This window comes from Streptomyces lacaronensis, assembly GCF_047337785.1.
Taxonomy (GTDB): Bacteria; Actinomycetota; Actinomycetes; order Streptomycetales; family Streptomycetaceae; genus Streptomyces; species Streptomyces lycopersici.
Genome location: NZ_JBLHDK010000003.1, coordinates 2,448,901 through 2,468,762, shown reverse-complemented (window position 1 = coordinate 2,468,762; position 19,862 = coordinate 2,448,901). Strand labels below are relative to the sequence as shown.

The following is a 19,862-nucleotide window of genomic DNA, read 5'->3' as shown; positions in this document are numbered from 1 at the left end:
GCCGAATGCACTTCCCGAAGCAACCCCCCGCGTTATCGCGAACATGTCAATTTCCCCCCCCGCATCTCTTCCGTGCGTTCGTCGCGCGGCGACCAGATGGGGTGTGACGTGGGGCGTTTGCTCGGGCCGCGCTCGGGCACTTTTACATCGCTTTAACCATGCTATGTGTGGACTTTATTCGCTCATGGCGCATTCCATTCCTAGGGAATTCCGGGTTTTCCGGCCTGGCATGCTGGGTCCGGAAAGGCACTCAGGGAAAGGTTGAAGAATGCAGTATTCCTTCATCGCGGAGTTAGCCGCGCCGGGGCGCAAGGTGCCGGTGCGGGCATGCGATCCGGAGTCGAACCCGGTGTGGCTATTCGCCTCGATCGGCGAGTACCCGGTGTACGACGACGCCGCGTACGAAGCGATGATCAAGGACGAGCGCCGGATGAACCGGTATGTCGAGGCTGTCCGGCGCTACGCCCCCGGCCGGACGGTCCTCGACATCGGCACGGGGAAGGACGCGGTGTGGGCGCTGGCCGCGGCCCGCGCCGGGGCGCGGCATGTGTGGGCGCTGGAGGTCATCCCCAAGTCGGCACGGATCGCCAGGCAGACCATCGAGGAGGCGGGCTTCGCCGACCGGATCACGGTCGTCGAGGGACTCTCCACCGAGATCGAGCTCCCCGAGCCCGTCGATATGTGCGTCTCGGAGATCATCGGCACGCTCGGTGGCTCCGAGGGTGCGGGCTCGGTACTGCGGGACGCGCGGAAGCGGCTGGTGAAGCCCGGTGGGGTGTTCATCCCGCACCGCAGCGTCACCACGGCCGTCGCCCTGGACCTGGGCAGCGCGGGCCGCGGTGAGCCGCCCGGCTTTCCGCCGTTCGTCTTCCGTTATGTGGAGGAGGTGTTCGCCTCGGTGGGCCGCCCCTTCGATCTGCGGGTGGTCCTGGGGGGGTTGCAGGACAATCCGAAGGTGCGGGAGCGGTCGTATCTGTCCGGCCCGGTCGAAGTGGAGCCGCTGGAGTTCAACGGCGACCTGGACCCGGAGGGCACCGACAGTGCCGAGCTGACGTTCACCGGAGAGGGCAACTTCTCCGGGCTCGCGCTGGGCATGCGCCTGTGGGTGGCCGAGGACGACGAGCCCATCGACTCGCTGGTGCAGTCGAGCAGTTGGACCCCGGTCTACGCGCCGCTGGCGGAGGAGGGCCTGCCGGTGCGGCCGGGCGACCGGTTCGAGTTCGACTTCACCACGACGCTGAGCGACGACGGCGTACACCCCGACTACGCGCTCGCCGGCGAGCTGCACCGGGCCGGCGGCCCGGCGGTGCCACTGAGCTGGAGCTCGACCCACCACGGTGACGGTTTCCGCGCCACCCCCTTCTACCGCTCGCTGTTCCCGGGGCCCGGAGGGCCCTGAGGCCGCGCCACCGTCAGCCGCCCGCCGGCTCGGCGGAGGCGACGGCTTCCCGTACGAGCCGGGCGAACTCCTCCGGCCGCTGTTCGGGGAACGGCACACCGGCCCCGGGCACGATGTGCCCCGTCGCCGACAGCGCCCGCACCATCGGCTCGAAGCCGGGCATCGACGGGTCGTCGTCCTGTCCGCAGATGACCGTGGCCGGGGCGGCGATCCGCGGCAGCCGCTCGTCCATCGCGAACACCCAGTCGACCGGGCGCTTCCACACCGCGCGGGCGCGCTTCTCCGGGGTGATGAACGGGGTCGCGGAGAGCGTCAGGCTCCGACCCCGTCGGCGAACATCTCGACGCCCTGGTCGTCCGCGGGTTTCGCCGACGCCCCGTAGCCGACGGTGTCCATCGCGATCGCCCGGTGCGTGGCGCCGAGCAGCGGAAGCACATCGCGGTACTCGGCCCAGGACCGCGGGGTCTGGTGGAGCAGCAGCACCGGCTCGCCCTCGCCGCACTCGACGTAGTGCAGCTGGCCGAACCTGCTGGGGGCGTAGTGGGCGGTCAGCATGCGCACTCTCCTGACGTGGCGGGGCGGCGGGCCCGCACCTCTGGTCGTACTTTGTACGGAACTCCTTTGGGCGCCGTCAAGAGGCGTTCGGCCGGGGAGGGGCCCTCGATCGAGGCGTTCCGTCAGGCGGTACGGGCCGCTGGACGGACACGGGTACGCGAGGTCAGTCTCACCTGGTCCGGCACGTCGCCACGCACCTCGTTCCGTGTGACGGAACGAAAGTTGGCTCGTGGTGGGCGGCGCGTCTATACCGGAGGCCACATCGGGAGCGCCGGGCCCCGGCCCCATGTTCTTCTCCAGGAGGTAGCCCGTGCCGAATGTTCCCGACCACGTCCCGACGGACTCCCTCCCCGGGGCCGTGGTCAAGGCCGCCGACGCACTCGCGGGCGCCGCCCGCGACGGGATCGCCTGCGCGCCGGTGCGCACGCTCCTGGACGACGGCGACATCGAGGCCGCCTACGCGGTGCAGCGGCTCAACCTGCGACGCGAACAGGCCACCGGCCGCCGGATCGTCGGCCGGAAGATCGGCCTGACGTCTCCGGCCGTACAGCGCCAACTCGGCGTGGACCAGCCGGACTTCGGCGCGCTGTTCGCCGACACGGCCGTACCGGAGGGCGGCGAGGTGCCCGCCGGGCGGCTGCTCCAGCCCAAGGTGGAGGCCGAGGTGGCGCTCGTGCTCGGCAGCGATCTGCCACACCGCCACTGCACCGTCGTGGACCTGCTGCGCGCCACCGACTTCGCGCTGCCCGCGCTGGAGATCGTCGACAGCCGGGTGCGGGACTGGGACATCTCCATCGTGGACACCGTCGCCGACAACGCCTCCTGCGGGCTGTACGTCCTCGGCGCCTCCCCGGTACCACTGTCCGGGCTCGACCTGCGCTCCGTACAGATGACCATGACGCGCAACGGCGAGATGGCCTCCGAAGGGACCGGCGCCGACTGCCTCGGCGGCCCCCTCAACGCGGCCGTCTGGCTGGCCTCGGCCCTCGCCGAGCGGGGCGATCCGCTGCGCGCGGGCGACCTCGTCCTGACCGGGGCCCTGGGGCCGATGGTCCCGGCCGCCCCGGGCGATGTGTTCCATGCCCGTATCTCGAACCTGGGCACCGTAGGAATCGGCTTCGCCGCGGAAGGAGACCACCGGTGAGCAGCGAGACCAACACCCGCACCAAAGTGGCGATCATCGGCTCCGGCAATATCGGCACCGACCTCCTGATCAAGGTGCTGCGGCTCTCCGACACCCTGGAGATCACCGCGATGGCCGGGATCGACCCCGCCTCCGACGGCCTGGCCCGCGCCCGCCGCCTGAAGGTGGCCACCACCCACGAGGGCGTGGACGGGCTGGTGTCGATGGACGAGTTCGCCGACGTGGACATCGTCTTCGACGCCACCTCCGCCGGTGCCCACAAGCGCCACGAGGAGGTGCTGCGCCCCCTCGGCCGCACTCTCGTCGACCTCACCCCGGCCGCCATCGGCCCCTATGTGGTGCCCCCGGTCAACGGCGACGCCCACCTCGACGCGCCCAACGTCAACATGGTCACCTGCGGTGGCCAGGCCACGATCCCGATCGTCGCCGCGGTGGGCGCGGTCGCCCCCGTCCACTACGGGGAGATCGTCGCCTCCATCTCCTCCCGCTCCGCGGGCCCCGGCACCCGGGCGAACATCGACGAGTTCACCGAGACCACCGCCGCCGCCATCGAGCGCGTCGGCGGCGCCGCCCGCGGCAAGGCCATCATCGTCCTCAACCCCGCCGAACCGCCCCTGATCATGCGCGACACCGTGCACTGCCTGGTCTCGGGCTGCGCCACCGAGGAGGTCACCGCCTCCGTCGAGGAGATGGTCGGCCGCGTCCAGGCGTATGTGCCCGGCTACCGCCTCAAGCAGAAGGTGCAGTTCGACCAGGTGGGGTCCGACGATCCGATGCGCTCCCTGCTGCCCGCCGAGGCCGCGCACACCGACGCGGTGAAGGTCTCGGTCTTCCTCGAAGTCGAGGGGGCCGCCCACTACCTCCCGGCCTACGCCGGAAACCTCGACATCATGACCTCGGCCGCGCTGCGCACCGCGGAGCGCCTGGCCGCACATCGCTCCGGCGAGGAGGCCGCACGATGACCACGACCGACGCCGGCGCGACCGCGGACACTCCGCCCGTACCGCCCGCCCTGTACGTCCAGGACGTGACCTTGCGGGACGGCATGCACGCCGTCCGCCACCGCTACACGGTCGAGCAGGCCCGCACCATCGCCGCCGCCCTGGACGCCGCCGGGGTGGCCGCCATCGAAATCGCCCACGGCGACGGCCTGTCCGGCTCCAGCGTCACCTATGGAATCGGCGCCCACACCGACTGGGACTGGATCGAGGCCGTCGTCGGGGCCACCGGCACGGCGATCCCCACCACCCTGCTGCTGCCGGGCATCGGCACCCTGCACGACCTCAAGCGGGCCCACGCCCTCGGCATCCGCTCCGTGCGCATCGCCACCCACTGCACCGAGGCCGACATCTCCGCCCAGCACATCTCCGCCGCCCGGGAGATGGGCATGGACGTGGCCGGGTTCCTGATGATGTCGCACATGGCGGAACCGGCCGAACTCGCCCGCCAGGCAAGGTTGATGGAGTCCTACGGCGCCCACTGTGTGTATGTCACCGACTCCGGCGGCCGGCTCACCATGGACGGTGTCCGTGACCGCTTCCGCGCCTATCGCGATGTGCTCGACCCGGGCACCGAACTCGGCATCCACGCCCACCACAACCTCGCCCTCGGCGTGGCCAACACGGTAGTGGCCGTGGAGAACGGCGTCACCCGCGTCGACGCCTCCCTCGCCGGCCAGGGCGCGGGGGCGGGCAACTGCCCGCTGGAGGCGTTCGTCGCCGTCGCCGACCTGATGGGCTGGAAGCACGGCTGCGACCTGTTCCCCCTGATGGACGCCGCCGACGACCTCGTACGGCCCCTCCAGGACCGCGAGGTCCGCGTCGACCGCGAGACCCTGACCCTCGGCTACGCGGGCGTGTACTCCAGCTTCCTGCGCCACGCCGAGGCCGCCGCGGTCCGCCACGGCCTGGACACCCGCGCGATCCTGGTCGAGGTGGGCCGCCGTGGGATGGTCGGCGGCCAGGAAGACATGATCACGGACATCGCCCTCGACCTGGCCGCCCACCCGGACAGCACCTCCTCCCCGGACAGCACCTCCCGCCCGGACAACACCTCCTGATCGCCGCCCGATCGGCGGGACGCCTGTACGGTGTGGTGTACGACGGCGTCGGTGTCGCCGGTCCCCGGTGGTGTGCGAAGAGGAGAGTCCCAGTGGCGGGTCAGCGGTCGCGTGGCAGGGCGCTCACCGCTGAGCGGATCATCGAGGTGGCCACCCGGATCTGCGACGAGGAGGACATCGACGTACTGACGATCCGGCGGCTCGCCGCGGACCTCGGCGTGGGCGCGATGACGCTCTACAGCTACTTCCGCGGCAAGGAGGAGATCCTCGACGGGATCGCCGACTACGTCATGGGGAACTTCCGGCTGCCCGCCGCCGAGGAGACCTCGCCCGAGGCGGTCGTACGGGCCCTGGCGCTGGCCTTCCTCGAGATGATGCGGGAGCACCCCAGCATCGTGCGGCTCTTCGCCACCCGGGTGAGCACCGGCCCGCGGTCCATGCGGGGCGCGTTCGAGGCGGTCATCGGGAGGCTGCGCGAGGCGGGGTTCGCGGACCGGGACGCGGTGCGCGTCTACGGGCTGATCGTGCAGTACAGCCTGGGTTTCGCCAGCTATCAGGCGCCCCGCCCGTGGGGCAAGGCCGACCATCCCGAGGCCGAGGAGCTGCGGCGTCAGCGCAGGCACTTCTACGGGACCCTGCCGCGCGAGGACTTCCCCCACATGGTGGAGCTCGCCGAGGAGATGACCACGCTGCCCAGCGATGAACAGTTCCGCTTCGGGCTCGACTGCCTCATCGACGGCGTACTGCGGCACACCGGCGACTGAGCCTCGCCCCCCGGCTTCCCAGCCCCGGATCCTTCGGCACGGGGTATGTCGGCGACCTTGACGCCATACAGCGAACGGTACATAGTACGAACACTTGCGATCGCTGAGCCGACCCTGCCTCGGCCCTGGGACGTGTCCGACGGGTCTTGACGCCCGCGGCGGGCCGTTCCCCTCCCCTCCCCGCCCCTTCCCGCAACTGGGGCTCCGCCCCCAGACCTGGGGTCCAGGGGCGGAGCGCCTGCCACCCGGTGGAGCCGCATATCGATGCTGCGGGAGCGCCGCCGCCCCCTTCCCGTGCCTCGCCCGTGCCTCGCCCGTGCCTCGCCCGTCCCTCTCCTGTCCCTCGCCCGTCCCTGAAGGACAAAGGACCCTCATGACAGCAACCGATGTTCATGGCCCCGGCCGGAATCAGAGCACCCGAGCGCTGGTCGCCGGCTGGATCGGCACCACCGTCGAGTACTACGACTTCTCCATCTACGGACTGGCCTCGTCCGTGGTGTTCGCCAAGCTCTTCTTCCCCACCTCGGACCCGGTGACGGGCACGCTGCTCTCGCTGTCGACCTTCGCCATCGGTTTTCTGGCCCGGCCGGTCGGCGCGGTGGTGTTCGGCCACTTCGGCGACCGCCTGGGCCGGAAGTCCACGCTGGTGGCCACATTGGGGCTGATGGGCATCGCCACCTTCGCGGTGGGTCTGCTGCCCACCTACCGTCAGGTGGGGATCGCGGCGCCGATCCTGCTGATCGTCGCCAGGCTCGCCCAGGGGTTCTCGGTCGGTGGCGAATACGGCGGGGCGGTCCTGATGACCATCGAACACGGGGAGCGAGGGAAACGCGGGTTCCGGGGCTCACTGATCAATACCGGGACCTCGGCCGGGCTGCTCCTGGCCAACCTCGTCTTCCTCGGGGTGCTCCAACTTCCGGACGACCAGCTGCACTCATGGGGCTGGCGGATTCCGTTCCTGCTGAGCGCGGTGCTCGTCGGCGTAGGTCTGTTCGTGCGCCTCGGCCTGGACGAGAGCCCCGAGTTCGAGGCGGTCAAGGCGCGGAACACGGTGGACCGGCTGCCCGTGGTCGAGGTGTTCCGCGAGTGCGGCGGGCGGGTTCTGCTGATGGCCGCCGCGATTCTGAGTGCCGGGGTGGCCTTCACACTGGCGACCGTCTACAGCCTGGAGTACGCCCGCACCGGGCTGCAGTTGGACAAGGACACCATGATCGCCGTGCTGCTGCCGGCCACCCTCGTCATCATCGTGTGCGTGCCGCTCGCCGGAAAGCTGGCGGACCGGTTCGGAAACCGCAGGGTCTTCATCGCCGGGGCGGCCTCGCTGATCGTGCTGCCGTTCGCCTGGCTGGCGCTGCTCCAGACGCGGAGTTACGGGCTGATGCTGCTGGGCTTCACCCTGCTGTTCATCGGCTACTCCGCCAACTACGGCGTGGTCCCGGCGTACTTCTCGCAGGTCTTCCCGGCCCGGCTGAGGTTCACCGGCATGTCGATCGGCTTCACCGTGGGGCTGATCGCCGGGAACGCGTTCTCTCCCGACATCGCCACCTATCTGCTGCACACCACCGGCGGATGGGTGGGCATCGCGGTGTACATGGCCGCGATGTCGGCCGTCTCGGTGGTGGCGGGCCTGTTCCTGCGGGAAGCGGACGACACCGCGGAGCCACCGCGCGTTCCGGCTCCGCGTGTGGCCGACAGCGATACCGCGCAGGTGGGTTGACCGCCGTACGTCGTGCCATACCAAGCACTCACACCAAGCCCTCAGGAGGAGAGCGTGAACGAGAAGAGCGGGATACGCGTCGGCGTCCGCATACCGCCGTGCGACCGGGTGGACCGGCTGGCCGGGACCGCCCGGCGGGCCGAGGAACTGGGCTTCGACCAGGTGTGGTTCCCCGACTCCCAGCTGTTGTGGCGGGATGTGTTCACGGCCCTGACCGCCGCCGCGCTGGGCACGGAACGGATCGGCCTGGGCAGCGCGGTCACCAATCTCGTCACCCGGCACCCGGCCGTCGTCGCCTCGGCCGCGCGCAGCGTCGCCGAGCTGGCCCCCGGCCGGTTCACCCTCGGCCTCGGCGTGGGCAACAGCTCGGTCGGCCCCATCGGCCTGCGCTCCAGCACCGGGGCCGAGTTGCGCGCCGGGATCGCCACGCTGCGGGCGCTGCTCCAGGGGGAGGAGTGTGACTTCAACGGCGTACGGTCCCGGCTGCGGGACCCGGATCCGGACATACCGCTCCACGTGGCCGCCAGCGGCCCCCGGAATCTGCGGCTCGCCGGGGAGATCGCCGATGGTGTCATCCTGCTCAGCGGTGTCTCGCGGACGACGCTCGCCAGTGCCACCGCCCGGGTGCGGGAGGGCGCCGAGGCCGCGGGGCGCACCACGGAGGCGATCCCGCTGACGGTCTCGGCGTTCTGCGCGGTGACCGACGACGTGGAATCCGAAGCCCGGCTGCTCAAGCCGATCTGTGCGTCGATCGCCCAGAACGGTGGCGCGCCCTTCCTCGCCCTGGCCGGGATCGAACTGGACGTCCCGGCGCGGGTGGAGGGGGTCTACCCGGACCTCGTACACGCCGAGGACTGGGACGCGGCCGTCGAGATCTGCTCGGCCTGGGTGAGCGACGAGACGGCCGTGCGTTTCGCCCAGGAGTTCTGCCTCTTCGGAACCGCCAAGGAGATCGCCGAACGGCTCACCGCGCTGTACGCCGACGGGGTGACCGATGTGTTCCTCCAGCACGTCGGTTCCTACGACCCGCCCACCGAGCTGATCGAAAGCGTGGGCTCCGCGGTGCTGCCCGCCCTGCGGCCGGAGGTCAGCCGGTGAGCGTGCCGGAGCCGGAACCGCTGTCGACCGCGACGATCAGATTGAGCACGGTGATGTGCTGACCGCAGTTCGGGCACTCGTGGCCGGTACTGAGCGGGGGCACCGGCGGCGCCTGCCAACGGTGGTGCGCCCGGTCCGTGGCGTCCGCGGTGTCCGCGGTGGTCGTGGCGTCCGTGGTGTCCGTGGCGTCCGTGGTGTCCGCAGTGGTCGTGGTGTCCGTGGTGGTCGTGCCGCGGTGGTGGGCCCGCCACCACCGCGTCTTGCATCTGGAGCCGCAGAACCTGCGCGTCGGGTTCCTGCTGGTCCAGGTGAACTCGGCGCCGCATTCGGCACACCGCCGGGCCGCGGTGTCCATGTGGCCCCCTCTGCCGGCTCGCGGTGAGACTGGTTCCGCATCCATCCGCCCAGTAGATCGGTGCGTGGGTTTCGGAACCGTAACGCCCTCGGTTGCCCGCGCGTCATGTGGTTCTCGGTCGATGGAAACCGGCCAGGTGCGATGAAACCTCGCCGAAACCCCCCTCTGTGGAGGATGGGGCCGCCGAAGACGAGGGCAGGTGAGGTGTGCACGATGTCCATCCCCGCGAACGGGCGGACGACCACCCGGCGAACGGGATTGTCACTCCCTCCCGATCTGCCGCTGTCCGAGTGGCGCCACCTCGGCCAGCAGATCCACGTCATCGCCGACTCCTCCGCGTGGTGGCTGGGCGATTGGCTCGTCTTCGGCCAGGAGCACTACCCCGACCGCTACCGCCAGGCGCTGAAGCAGACCTCGCTCGACTATCAGACGCTGCGCAACTATGCCTGGGTGGCACGCAAGTTCGAGCCGGGCAGGCGGCGGGGCAAGCTGAGCTTTCAGCACCACGCGGAAGTGGCCGCCCTCCCCGAGGCCGACCAGGAGGAGTGGCTGACCCGGGCCGAGGAGGGCGGCTGGACCCGCAATGCGTTACGCCGGCGGATACGGATGCGGCGTCAGTCGCCGGAAGCCGCACAGGAGCCGGGCGTTGTGCAGGTGAACGTGGTCGCCGAGCGCAGAATCCGCTGGGAGCGCGCGGCGGAGATCGCCGGTCTTGGGCTTATGGATTGGATCATCCAGATGCTGGATGAGGCGGCCGACGGCCCGGTCCCGCATATTCCCGGCCCCGCCGCCGACCCGCCTGCCCTGGGGGCGTAAACAGCGCTCCGTAGAACCTCTAGCCAATGCTTTCCGTCCCGCCGGCGGGACGACGGCATGGATTCCGGAGCGGCATTCCAGCGATTCCCCCGATTTGGCGTTCCCGCATGCCCGGTGAAAGCATTTAATGCGTGGTCCAGGGCTCCGGGGAAGAACGCGAAAGACCAGGTGAGTGGCCGAATGGAGCTGCATTCACCTCATGTGACGCGCCTCGTCCCGCTGGTATCGGTAAGCACGTACAGAACGCCATCGAACCCCATAGCTCCCACTGGTGATCGCCCCATCCGAAACCGTGAGTTCTAGTTGAGTAACCGCGGTGCGCCGGGCGCGGATACGGGGTGTCAAACCGCCTGACCGCTGTTAGAGTCTGCGTCGAAAGATTGAACGGCCTTTCGCGATTTCGCGAAGTGGAGCAACGGGGGGTGGTCGATATTGATCGGCCACGATCGGCGATCTTCGAAGTCGTGTCCAAAGTGTTCCTGCCACCCCCCGGATAGAAATTCCTTTCGAGGCGAGCTCGCCTTGGAGCGGGGGGTTGGCGATGTTCGAGCAGCAACTTGAGGAAGTGGTCATCGAAGTCGACATCGCGTCGATTTCGACGGCGGAGTCACCGCGAAGTTCAGGGGAGGACCCGGAGCACATCCAAGCGCTGGCGGAGACCGAAGTCACGTTACCGCCCATCATCGTTCACCGGTCCACGATGCGGGTGGTCGACGGCGCCCACCGGCTACGGGCCGCGGAGCTCCGCGGCGACGAGAAGATCAAGGTCAAGTTCTTCGACGGCAGCAAGGCCGACGCGTTCGTCCTGGCCGTCGGCTCCAACATCACCCATGGCCTGCCGCTGTCGATGACGGACCGGAAGTCCGCGGCCGCCCGCATCATCGTGTCGCACCCCCAGTGGTCGGACCGCATGATCGCGTCGGTCTCGGGGATCTCGGCGGGTACCGTCGCGGAGATCCGCCGACGGACGTCGGCCGAGGAGACGGTCAGTGGCAGCCGCATCGGTCAGGACGGCCGGATCCGTCCCATCAACAGCGCCGCCGGGCGTGAGCTGGCGAGCAGGCTGATCACGGCGAACCCGGGCCTGTCGCTACGCCAGATCGCCCGGGCCGCGGGGATCTCCCCGGAGACGGCACGGGACGTCAGGAACCGTATGAGCAGGGGCGAGGACCCCTTGCCGAAGGCGCGCGGCGCGGCGAAGGCCGGGGGGGCCGGGGGCCGGCGGACCGAGGCGCTGAGCCGGTCCACGGCGGGCGCGGCCACCGCGGAGGTGGTCCCGATGGCCGACCGCCTCGCGGCCGTGCACCGCCTCACCTCGGACCCCGCCCTGCGGTTCAACGAAACGGGCCGCAGGCTGCTCCGTCTGCTCAACATCAATATGCTCAGCGCGGAGGAGTGGCAGGAAATCATCGCGAACGTGCCGCCACATTGCAGCAGCATCGTCGCCAGCCTCGCCCGTGAGTGCGCGGGGATGTGGGACGAGATCGCGGTCCGGGTGGACCTCCAGCTCGCCTAGGGGCTGCGGAGCCCCTGGTATCGGGAAGGGGCGGGGAGGGGAGAAAGAGCCGCCGGACACCACGCCCCGCCGGGCCCGTCCAACCAGAGGAAATCGCTGGTTGGACGGGCCCGGCCGAAGCACCTGCCGACCCAGCGATCCGGCCAGGACGAGAGGGCCCGTCCTGGCCGGATCGTGTATGCGGCGGCGCGGCCGCGGTTCACCGCATGGTGCGCAGGCTCCGGGCCCCGGCGACATCGGGGCAGCCCGCCAGCCCCAGTGATGTGCGGAGTTCGGCGGCCAGCAGCTCGAACACCCTCCGCGCACCCGCCTCACCGGCCGCGGCCAGACCCCACATCACCGGCCGTCCCACCAGCACCCCGGCCGCGCCGAGGGCCAGGGCCCTGAGGATGTCCGTACCGCTGCGGACGCCGCCGTCGAGCAGCAGCTCGCAGCGGCCACCGAGCACGGGCGCCAGCTCGGCCAGCGCGTCCAGGCTCGGCACGGCGCCGTCGAGCTGACGGCCGCCGTGGTTCGAGACCACCAGCGCGTCGACCCCGGACTCCGCGGCGCGCAGCGCGTCCTCCCGCGCCAGGACGCCCTTGAGCACCAGCGGCAACCGCGTGTGCTCCCGCAGCCGGTCCACGGTCGCCCAGGTCAGCGCCGGGGAGAACGCCTCGCTGGTGTGCGCGGCCACGGCCGAGGCACCGGCGGGCCGGATGTGCGCCGTTCCGCCCGCGTCGATGTTGGCGGCCCGTACCTCGGCGGGGAGCGTGAACCGATTGCGGATGTCCCGCAGCCGGCGGCCCATCCACGGCACGTCCACGGTGAGCATCAGCGCCTCACAGCCCGCGTCCTCCGCCCGGCGGGCGAGCTCCAGCGTCCGGGCGCCGTCGCGCAGCCAGTACAGCTGGAACCAGACCGCCCCGCCGACCGCCGTGATCTCCTCGATCGGCACACTGCTCAGCGTGGAGACCGCGAACGGCACCCCCGCGGCCTTCGCCGCCCGGGCGGTGGCCAGTTCACCGTCCTCGCTCACCAGCCGGTGGTACGCCACCGGGGCCACCGCCAGCGGCAGTGCCGCCGGGCGGCCGAGCAGCACGGCGTCCGTCGTGCACCGCGAGACGTCCCGCAGCACCCGGGGCACGAGGAAGGTGCGGTCGAACGCCGCGCGGTTGGCGGCGAGCGTCAGCTCGTCACCGCTGCCGCCCGCCACGAAGTCCCGGACGTCGGGCGGCAGGACGGCAGCGGCGGCGCGCTCGAGGTCGGCCAGGCACTCGGCGTCGGCCAGGCACTCCGCACCGGCCGCGGCGTCGGCATCTGCCCCGGCCGCACCGCGAACGGCGCGGTCAGCGCCGGAAGTCACGCTGCCCGGTCCTCTCCAGCTCCACGGCCTCGTACAGCGCCTTGATGTTCGCGCTGCCGAAGGTCTGGGCGCCCTGCCGCTCGATGACCTCGTAGAAGAGGGTGTGCCGCGGGTGGGTGGAGGCCGTGAAGATCTGGAACAGCTGCCCGTCGTGGTCCTCGTCCGCGAGCACCCCCGTGGCGCGCAGATCGCCCAGGCGCCGCGGGCTGAGGCCGATCCGCTCACCCAGCAGGTCGTAGTAGGCGTCGGGCGTGGTGAGGAAGGTGACGCCGCGGTCGGACAGGGCGCGCACGGACCCGACGGCGTCGTGCGAGGAGAAGGCCAGGTGCTGCACGCCCGAGCCCTGGTGGCTCTTCAGGAACTCGTCGATCTGCCCCGGCAGGGCCGTGTCGTCGGGCTCGATGAGCGTGAGCGTGACGGTGCCGGACGGGCTCTGTACGACCTTCGAGTGCATCGCCTGGGCGCCGACGACGATGTGCTCCGCGAAGACGTCCCGGAAGCCCAGTGCCTGCTGGTAGTACGCGACGGCCGGGCCGAGGCCGCCGGTGCCGAGACAGACCGCGATGTGGTCGATACCGAGCAGGCCCACTTCGGCCGGCCCCGCTTCGGCCAAGCCCACCTCGCCGCCCGGCCCGTCGGGCCGGTCCTGGCCGTCCGTCGGGACGAAACCCGCGGGCAGCCCGGGGCCCGCGTCCGGTGCGCGCTGGACCAGGGTGTGGACCACGTCCCCGAAGCCGTGCACCGCGGCGGTGACGGACGGGCCGTCACCGGTGTGCCGGGCCGGTCGCCGGTGGACACCGGCGCCGTTCGCCACGGCCGCCTCGAAGGCCGCCCGCACATCGGCGGTGCGCAGCGCGATGTCCGCGACGCCGTCGCCGTGGCTGAGCACATACGCCGAGGCGGGGTGGCGGTAGGAGGTCGCCTGGGTCAGCACCAGGGTGATCTCCCCGTGCCGCAGCGCCAGGCTGCGGTGGTCCGCGGAACCGCCGCTGCCGACGATGGCGAACGCATACCGGTCGACCCACTGGAACGCGCTCGAATCCAGGTTCTCCACATACAACTCGACATAGTCGATGGCGAGATCCGCGAGCGGCTCCGCGGCTTTTGATGAATTCCTCATGGTGGCCCCCCAGATGCGGAAGAAAACCGAGCCCGCAGAACTCTAGGCGGCCATGAGCGCGTCCAGCCATCGGCGCCATTCCGGTGGTCAACGGAACTCGTGGACGCCGGGCCTTCTCCATAAGCTGTGCCGCGTTTTGTGTTTCCGGGTCGCGGTCCTCTTGGACGGGTGATGTCTTGTGATGCACACGATGGCTGTCATCGGCACCGGCCTCATCGGTACGTCGGTCGCGCTCGCCGCCGCGGGGCAGGGAGTGTCGGTGTATCTCTCCGACCGGAACCGGGCCGCCGCCAGGACCGCCGCCGCACTCGGCGCGGGCCGGGCGGAGGACCCGCCGGAGCCGGTCGACCTGGCCGTCCTCGCGGTGCCGCCGAGCCGGATCGCCGAGGTGCTGATCGCGGCCCAGGAACGCGGTCTGGCCCGCGCCTACACCGATGTGGCGAGCGTGAAGGCCGGCCCGGAGCGGGCCGTGCTCGCCCGCGCCCCCGAGCCCTCCCGCTACGTCGGCGGCCATCCGCTGGCCGGCCGGGAGCGATCGGGGCCACTGGCGGCGCGGGCCGAGCTGTTCCGGGGCCGCCCCTGGGCGCTGACGCCGCACCGGCTGACCTCGCGCGCCGCCCTCGACCGGGGCCTGGAGCTCGCGGAGTTGTGCGGCGCCGCCCCGGTGGTCATGCGCAGCCGGGAGCATGACGAGGTGGTGGCGCTGACCTCGCACGTACCGCATCTGCTGGCCAGCGTGATGGCCGCCCGGCTGCGCGACGGCCCGGCCGGGATGCCGCTGCTGGCCGGTCAGGGGCTGCGCGATGTGACCCGGATCGCCGCCGGGGACCCCCGGCTGTGGAGCGACATCCTGCGGTCCAACGCGGCCGCCATGGCCGGGGTGGTGAAGGAGCTGCGGGCCGATCTGGCCCGGGTGGCGACGGTGCTCGACGTGCTCGCCGAGGAAGACGTACTCGCCGAAGACGCGCTCGCCGACGAAGACGTGTTCGCCGGGGACCACGACGAAGGCCACGGCCAGGGCGTACGGACCCTGGAGGATCTGCTGGCCCGGGGCGTCGCCGGGCTCGCCGGGCTGCCGCGCCCCGGCGCCGGTCCGCCCGTGGCCGAGGCGGGCTTACGGATCCTGGTCCCGGACCGCCCGGGGGAGCTGGCCCGGCTGCTGGGCGCCGTCGCGGCGCTCGGCATCGCCGTGGACGACGTCGCCGTGGAGGCCGCGGAGGAGAGCGGGCTGCGGGTGCGCGTGCCCGTTCCCACGGCCGACGCCGAGCGGATCGGGGCCAAGCTGGGCGCCGACGGATGGGATCGGGCCCCGGCTGAATCGATGCCCGCGCGATAGCGCTCCACAAGGCCGCCGACAAGCCCGTCCAAGTGCGCGGTTCGAGCAATTGGACGGCATTGTCGAAAGGCCGACGGGCGTGTGATGCTGAGGCATCCGAGCCGCCCTCATAAAGCCGCTCTCATTCATTTGCCGCCCGGGGGAATTCATGGCAGGAACCACCGTCGCCGCGCAGATTCGTCAACGGGAACACCTCGAAATGGCAGAGCTGCACGGCAGCGTTTCCGAGCCGGTGCTGGACACGATGAACTTCCTCAACGAGGTGACCCATCGCTATCCGGACGCGATTTCCTTCGCCCCGGGCCGGCCGTACGACGGCTTCTTCGACACCGAGCAGGTCTTCACCCACATCCGCCGCTATCTGGACCACCTGGCGGAGCAGGGGAGTTCACCGGCGGACATCCGCACCGCGCTGTACCAGTACGGGCCGACCGCCGGGCAGATCCGGCAGATCATCGCCGATTCGCTCCGCGCGGACGAGGCCACCGATGTACCGGCCGAGTCCATCGTGGTGACCGTCGGCGCACAGGAGGCCATGCTGCTGGTGCTGCGCGCGCTCTTCGCGGGCCCCGACGACGTCCTGCTCGTCTCCAGCCCCTGCTATGTGGGGATCACCGGCGCGGCCCGGCTGCTGGACGTAACCGTGCGCCCGGTGGAGGAGCGCGAGGACGGGTTCCACGCCGCCGACCTGGAGGCCGCTGTGCTGGCGGAGCGGGCGCGCGGCCGCCGTCCGCGCGCGTTCTACGTGGTGCCGGACCACTCCAACCCGTCCGGGAACACCATGGGTCCGAAGGCCCGGGAGGAGCTGCTGGAGCTCGCCGAGCGCCATGACTTCCTGGTGCTGGAGGACAGCCCGTACCGGCAGGTGAGCCCCGGCACTCCGCTGCCGACGCTGAAGTCCCAAGACCGGGCCCGCCGCGTGGTGCACCTGGGCTCGTACTCCAAGACGGTCTTCCCCGGCGCCCGGGTCGGGTTCGTCGTGGCCGACCAGCGGGTCCGGGACGCCACGGGCGGTGAGCGGCTGCTGGCGGACGAACTCGCCAAGATCAAGAGCATGGTGACGGTCAACACCTCGTCACTGAGCCAGGCCGCCGTGGCGGGTGCGCTGCTCGGCGCCCGGGGCCGGCTGTCGGAGCTGAACGCCGAGGCGGCCGCGTACTACGGCGAGGCGATGCGGGAGATGCTGCGGCGGCTGGACGCCCGGCTGCCCGCCGCCCGCCGGGAGGCCCTCGGGGTGCGCTGGAACGAGCCCAGGGGCGGCTTCTTCCTCACCATGCGGGTCCCGTTCCGGGTGGACAACACCGTACTGACCACGTCCGCACAGGACTTCGGCGTGATCTGGACGCCGATGGCGCACTTCTACCCCGGCACCGGTGGCCACCACGGCATCCGGCTGTCCATCAGCTATCTGACGCCCGCCGAGATCGACGAGGGCACGGCGAGGCTCGCGCGCTTCATCGAGGCGCACAGCGCGTCGCACAACGCGTCCAGCGCGTCGCACAGCACCAGCGGATCCCAGTGAGAAAGGTGAGGCAACGTGTCCGGACCGAGCCGCAGTCGCCGACCCCGGAGCAAGCCGCGTATGTGGGGGTGGACCTTCCGATGACCCTGGCAGCCGAGTTACGGCCCCGCGCCCTCGGCGTGGGCACGGCGGTGACATCCACGTCGTACACCCAGCGGGAGGTGCTCGACGCCTTCGAGATCACCGACCCCAAGATCCGTTCGGTCTTCCTCAACAGCGCCATCGACCGCCGCCATCTGACGCTCCCGCCGCCGGACGGCAAGGGCGGCCGCGTCCCCGAACCGCAGGGCGACCTGCTCGACAAGCACAAGGCCAAGGCCATCGAGATGGGCGCGGAGGCGTTGCGCGCCTGCCTCAAGCGGGCCGGTGCCGAACTGGCCGAGCTGCGCCACCTGTGCTGTGTGACCTCCACCGGACTGCTCACCCCGGGGCTGAGCGCCCTGCTCATCAAGGAGCTCCGCATCGACCGGCACTGCAGCCGCTCCGACATCGTCGGCATGGGCTGCAACGCCGGGCTGAACGCCCTGGGCGTGGTCGCGGGCTGGGCCGCCGCCCACCCCGGTGAACTCGCCGTCGTGCTCTGCGCGGAGGCCTGCTCCGCCGCGTACGCGATCGACTCCACGATGCGCACCGCCGTCGTGAACAGCCTCTTCGGGGACGGCGCGAGCGCGATCGCGCTCCGCTCGGGACCGGACGGCGTGGCCGACCCCGAGGGGCCGCGCATCCTCAAGTTCGCCAGCTGCATCATCCCGGACGCCTCCGACGCCATGCGCTACGACTGGGACCGCGAACAGGGCCGCTTCAGCTTCTACCTGGATCCGCAGATCCCGTATGTGGTCGGCGCCCACGCCGAACTGGTCGTGGACCGGCTGCTGGTGGACACCGGGCTGCGCCGCAGCGACATCGCCCACTGGCTGGTGCACTCGGGTGGCAAGAAGGTCATCGACGCCGTGGTCGTCAACCTGGGGCTCACCCGGTACGACGTCCGGCACACCGTCGGTGTGCTGCGCGACTACGGCAACGTGTCCAGCGGCTCGTTCCTGTTCTCCTACGAACGGCTCCTGGACGAGGGAGTGGCCAAACCGGGTGAGTACGGCGTGCTGATGACCATGGGGCCCGGCTCCACGATCGAGACGGCGCTGGTCCAGTGGTGAGCGCGGAGGGTGGCATGGAAGAACTGCTGACCGTGGCGATCGACGGGGCCGAGCCGCCGTCCGCCGCGACCGTGAGCGCCGTACAGGCCGTGTGCGACCAGGCCGAGGACCGCCCCGGCCGCGGAGTCGTCGCCGTACAGGTCGGCGGGGCCCCGGCAGCGGGCTGGACCGGCGACCTCGATGTGATGCGCGTCAGCAAGTGGGAGCGGACACTGCGCCGCCTGGAGCGGCTGCCCCGGGCCACCGTCGCGGTGGCCTCGGGCGACTGCGGCGGCGTGGCTCTGGACGCCTTCCTCGCCTGTGACATCCGAGTGGTCACCCCGGGCACCCGGCTGCTCGTCCACGGCGACGGAACGGCGACCTGGCCCGGTATGGCCGGCTACCGGCTCGTCCAGCTGGCCGGGCCCGCGCGGGTCCGCCGGGCGCTGCTGTTCGGCGTGCCCATCGAGGCGCCCGAGGCGCTCGCGATCGGCGTGGCCGACGAGTTGGCCGACGACCCGGCCGGTGCGGTCGCGGCCGCCGCCGGGCTGGTCAGCGGGCTGGCCGGAAAGGAGGTCGCGATCCGCCGGCAGCTGCTCTTCGACGCCGCGACGACCAGCTTCGAGGACGCCCTAGGCCCCCATCTGGCCGCCTGCGACCGGGCGTTGCGGCCACCCGTGGTGGAGGCGTCATGACCGTCCCGCTCTGGCCGGAGCTGCGGCAGGCGGCCCACCGCGTCGATGAACTGGTGGCGAAACTGCCCGAACCCGGCGCCCGGGGACCTGAGGAGCGGGCCGCGCTCGCCGCGGCCAAGGACACCGCACGGGCGCTGCGGACGCGCTATCTGCACACCCACGCCGACGCCGTGTACGACCACCTCACCAGCGGCGGCGCCGATGAGCTCCGCATCGCCGAACTCGTCGGCGCCGCCGCGGTCGCCTTCCCCGCCCTGCTGCCCACGGCCGGGCAGCTCGCGGCCGACCGCGCCCGGCGGCAGGCGGACAAGGAGGGGTACGAGATCGATCAGGGCATCTTCCTGCGCGCCGTGCTGGGCTCGCCCCGGTCCGGGCCGCATCTGCTCGACGCGATGCTGCGGCCGACACCACGGGCGCTGCGGCTGCTGCCGGAGTTCACGAGGACCGGCGTCCTCGAGACGGCGTCCGTACGGATGGAGCGGCGCGACGGCGCGGCATATCTGACGATGTGCCGGGACGACTGCCTGAACGCCGAGGACGAGCGGCAGGTCGACGACATGGAGACCGCCGTCGACCTCGCGCTGCTCGACCCGGAGGTGAGGGTCGGGGTGGTGCGCGGCGGCCCGATGAGCCATCCCCGGTATCGGGGCCGGCGGGTGTTCAGCGCGGGCATCAACCTCAAGAGCCTGCACGCCGGAACCATCTCGCTGGTCGGCTTTCTGCTCCGCCGCGAGCTGGGCTATCTCCACAAGCTGGTCAGGGGCGTGCGCACGGACACCGCGCCCTGGCACTCCCCGACGGTCGAAAAGCCGTGGGTCGCGGCCGTCGAGACGTTCGCCATCGGCGGGGGCACCCAGCTGCTGCTCGTCTTCGACCATGTGCTCGCCGCGTCGGACGCCTATCTCAGCCTGCCCGCGGCCCGGGAGGGCATCGTGCCGGGGGCCGCGAACTTCCGGCTCGGCCGGCACACCGGACCCCGGATCTCCCGGCAGATCATCCTGCGGGGCCGCCGGATCCGGGCCACCGAACCCGACGCCCGGCTGCTGATAGACGAGGTGGTCGAGCCGGAGGAGATGGACACGGCCGTGGCCGGCGCCGTGGAGCGGCTCGGCGGCCCGGCGGTCGTGCCCAACCGGCGGATGCTGGGCGGGGCCGAGGAGCCGGTCGAGGAGTTCCGCCGCTATATGGCCGAGTTCGCGCTGCAACAGGCCCTGCGCCTGTACGGCGAGGACGTCATCGGCGAGGTCGGCCGGTTCGCGGGGCGGGGCGCATGACGGTGGCCGCGCCC

At 71.3% G+C, this 19,862-nt stretch carries 19 protein-coding genes; 14 read left to right on the top strand and 5 right to left on the bottom strand.

Annotated features, from left to right (window positions below):
* Positions 1-268 precede the first annotated feature (268 nt).
* On the top strand, positions 269-1,399 hold the full coding sequence (locus ACMTAK_RS10700; RefSeq protein WP_413805996.1) for a 50S ribosomal protein L11 methyltransferase: 1,131 nt from the start codon (positions 269-271) through the stop codon (positions 1,397-1,399).
* Between the two features lie 13 nt (positions 1,400-1,412).
* On the opposite strand, the gene ACMTAK_RS10695 is transcribed toward ACMTAK_RS10700, so the two are convergent.
* Complete coding sequence (locus tag ACMTAK_RS10695) at positions 1,413-1,664, bottom strand: alpha/beta fold hydrolase (protein ID WP_413805995.1); 252 nt, start codon at positions 1,662-1,664, stop codon at positions 1,413-1,415.
* A 47-nt stretch (positions 1,665-1,711) separates the two neighbouring features.
* Positions 1,712-1,954 (bottom strand): alpha/beta fold hydrolase, encoded by a 243-nt coding sequence (locus ACMTAK_RS10690; RefSeq protein ID WP_413805994.1) that lies wholly within the window; start codon positions 1,952-1,954, stop codon positions 1,712-1,714.
* A gap of 310 nt (positions 1,955-2,264) precedes the next feature.
* Here ACMTAK_RS10690 and mhpD point away from each other — a divergent pair, with 310 nt between their 5' ends.
* The 6 genes from mhpD (at position 2,265) to ACMTAK_RS10660 (ending at position 8,736) form a co-directional block, all read left to right on the top strand.
* Positions 2,265-3,098 carry a 2-keto-4-pentenoate hydratase gene (gene mhpD, locus ACMTAK_RS10685; protein ID WP_413805993.1) on the top strand — a complete coding sequence of 278 codons (834 nt, stop codon included), beginning with the start codon at positions 2,265-2,267 and terminating at the stop codon, positions 3,096-3,098.
* On the top strand, positions 3,095-4,060 hold the full coding sequence (locus tag ACMTAK_RS10680) for an acetaldehyde dehydrogenase (acetylating) (RefSeq protein ID WP_413805992.1): 966 nt from the start codon (positions 3,095-3,097) through the stop codon (positions 4,058-4,060). The genes mhpD and ACMTAK_RS10680 overlap by 4 nt, the downstream gene beginning before the upstream one ends.
* On the top strand, positions 4,057-5,157 hold the full coding sequence (dmpG, locus tag ACMTAK_RS10675) for a 4-hydroxy-2-oxovalerate aldolase (RefSeq protein WP_413805991.1): 1,101 nt from the start codon (positions 4,057-4,059) through the stop codon (positions 5,155-5,157). The genes ACMTAK_RS10680 and dmpG overlap by 4 nt, the downstream gene beginning before the upstream one ends.
* 92 nt (positions 5,158-5,249) lie before the next feature.
* Positions 5,250-5,921, top strand: a complete 672-nt coding sequence (locus ACMTAK_RS10670) for a TetR/AcrR family transcriptional regulator (protein ID WP_413805990.1) — start codon at positions 5,250-5,252, stop codon at positions 5,919-5,921.
* A 373-nt stretch (positions 5,922-6,294) separates the two neighbouring features.
* The gene (locus tag ACMTAK_RS10665) at positions 6,295-7,638 is read left to right on the top strand and encodes an MFS transporter (RefSeq protein WP_413805989.1); all 1,344 of its coding nucleotides are present in this window, start codon (positions 6,295-6,297) and stop codon (positions 7,636-7,638) included.
* Between the two features lie 54 nt (positions 7,639-7,692).
* A complete protein-coding gene (locus tag ACMTAK_RS10660) occupies positions 7,693-8,736 on the top strand; it encodes an LLM class flavin-dependent oxidoreductase (RefSeq protein WP_413805988.1) in 1,044 nt (347 codons plus the stop codon).
* Here the strand turns inward: ACMTAK_RS10660 and ACMTAK_RS10655 are convergent.
* Positions 8,726-9,091 (bottom strand): DNA gyrase inhibitor YacG, encoded by a 366-nt coding sequence (locus ACMTAK_RS10655; RefSeq protein WP_413805987.1) that lies wholly within the window; start codon positions 9,089-9,091, stop codon positions 8,726-8,728. The two genes, ACMTAK_RS10660 and ACMTAK_RS10655, sit on opposite strands and share 11 nt — an antisense overlap.
* A gap of 213 nt (positions 9,092-9,304) precedes the next feature.
* Here ACMTAK_RS10655 and ACMTAK_RS10650 point away from each other — a divergent pair, with 213 nt between their 5' ends.
* On the top strand, positions 9,305-9,907 hold the full coding sequence (locus tag ACMTAK_RS10650; RefSeq protein ID WP_413805986.1) for an LmbU family transcriptional regulator: 603 nt from the start codon (positions 9,305-9,307) through the stop codon (positions 9,905-9,907).
* Positions 9,908-10,448: 541 nt separating this feature from the next.
* The gene (locus ACMTAK_RS10645) at positions 10,449-11,423 is read left to right on the top strand and encodes a ParB/RepB/Spo0J family partition protein (protein ID WP_413805985.1); all 975 of its coding nucleotides are present in this window, start codon (positions 10,449-10,451) and stop codon (positions 11,421-11,423) included.
* 199 nt (positions 11,424-11,622) lie between these two features.
* On the opposite strand, the gene ACMTAK_RS10640 is transcribed toward ACMTAK_RS10645, so the two are convergent.
* The gene (locus ACMTAK_RS10640) at positions 11,623-12,768 is read right to left on the bottom strand and encodes an alpha-hydroxy acid oxidase (protein ID WP_413805984.1); all 1,146 of its coding nucleotides are present in this window, start codon (positions 12,766-12,768) and stop codon (positions 11,623-11,625) included.
* Positions 12,752-13,888, bottom strand: a complete 1,137-nt coding sequence (hppD, locus tag ACMTAK_RS10635; protein WP_413805983.1) for a 4-hydroxyphenylpyruvate dioxygenase — start codon at positions 13,886-13,888, stop codon at positions 12,752-12,754. Before hppD ends, ACMTAK_RS10640 begins: the two co-directional genes overlap by 17 nt.
* Positions 13,889-14,078: 190 nt before the next feature.
* Between hppD and ACMTAK_RS10630 the strand changes: the two genes are divergently transcribed.
* The 5 genes from ACMTAK_RS10630 (at position 14,079) to dpgC (ending at position 19,848) form a co-directional block, all read left to right on the top strand.
* On the top strand, positions 14,079-15,224 hold the full coding sequence (locus ACMTAK_RS10630; RefSeq protein WP_413805982.1) for a prephenate dehydrogenase: 1,146 nt from the start codon (positions 14,079-14,081) through the stop codon (positions 15,222-15,224).
* Positions 15,225-15,372: 148 nt separating this feature from the next.
* A complete protein-coding gene (locus tag ACMTAK_RS10625; RefSeq protein WP_413805981.1) occupies positions 15,373-16,746 on the top strand; it encodes an aminotransferase-like domain-containing protein in 1,374 nt (457 codons plus the stop codon).
* 80 nt (positions 16,747-16,826) lie between these two features.
* Complete coding sequence (gene dpgA / locus ACMTAK_RS10620) at positions 16,827-17,900, top strand: 3,5-dihydroxyphenylacetyl-CoA synthase DpgA (protein ID WP_413805980.1); 1,074 nt, start codon at positions 16,827-16,829, stop codon at positions 17,898-17,900.
* 14 nt (positions 17,901-17,914) lie between these two features.
* A complete protein-coding gene (dpgB, locus tag ACMTAK_RS10615) occupies positions 17,915-18,574 on the top strand; it encodes an enoyl-CoA-hydratase DpgB (RefSeq protein WP_413805979.1) in 660 nt (219 codons plus the stop codon).
* Positions 18,571-19,848: a (3,5-dihydroxyphenyl)acetyl-CoA 1,2-dioxygenase DpgC gene (dpgC, locus tag ACMTAK_RS10610; RefSeq protein ID WP_413805978.1), complete on the top strand. Its 1,278-nt coding sequence runs from the start codon at positions 18,571-18,573 to the stop codon at positions 19,846-19,848. The genes dpgB and dpgC overlap by 4 nt, the downstream gene beginning before the upstream one ends.
* The last annotated feature ends 14 nt before the right edge of the window (positions 19,849-19,862 follow it).

Bases quoted from the DNA above. Each gene is read 5' to 3' on its own strand.
- ACMTAK_RS10700 (WP_413805996.1), top strand. From the start codon at position 269: ATGCAGTATTCCTTCATCGCGGAGTTAGCCGCGCCGGGGCGCAAGGTG.
- ACMTAK_RS10690 (WP_413805994.1), bottom strand. From the start codon at position 1,954: ATGCTGACCGCCCACTACGCCCCCAGCAGGTTCGGCCAGCTGCACTAC.
- dmpG (WP_413805991.1), top strand. From the start codon at position 4,057: ATGACCACGACCGACGCCGGCGCGACCGCGGACACTCCGCCCGTACCG.
- ACMTAK_RS10665 (WP_413805989.1), top strand. From the start codon at position 6,295: ATGACAGCAACCGATGTTCATGGCCCCGGCCGGAATCAGAGCACCCGA.
- ACMTAK_RS10655 (WP_413805987.1), bottom strand. From the start codon at position 9,091: ATGGACACCGCGGCCCGGCGGTGTGCCGAATGCGGCGCCGAGTTCACC.
- ACMTAK_RS10650 (WP_413805986.1), top strand. From the start codon at position 9,305: ATGTCCATCCCCGCGAACGGGCGGACGACCACCCGGCGAACGGGATTG.
- ACMTAK_RS10645 (WP_413805985.1), top strand. From the start codon at position 10,449: ATGTTCGAGCAGCAACTTGAGGAAGTGGTCATCGAAGTCGACATCGCG.
- hppD (WP_413805983.1), bottom strand. From the start codon at position 13,888: ATGAGGAATTCATCAAAAGCCGCGGAGCCGCTCGCGGATCTCGCCATC.
- ACMTAK_RS10630 (WP_413805982.1), top strand. From the start codon at position 14,079: ATGGCTGTCATCGGCACCGGCCTCATCGGTACGTCGGTCGCGCTCGCC.
- ACMTAK_RS10625 (WP_413805981.1), top strand. From the start codon at position 15,373: ATGGCAGGAACCACCGTCGCCGCGCAGATTCGTCAACGGGAACACCTC.
- dpgA (WP_413805980.1), top strand. From the start codon at position 16,827: ATGACCCTGGCAGCCGAGTTACGGCCCCGCGCCCTCGGCGTGGGCACG.
- dpgB (WP_413805979.1), top strand. From the start codon at position 17,915: ATGGAAGAACTGCTGACCGTGGCGATCGACGGGGCCGAGCCGCCGTCC.
- dpgC (WP_413805978.1), top strand. From the start codon at position 18,571: ATGACCGTCCCGCTCTGGCCGGAGCTGCGGCAGGCGGCCCACCGCGTC.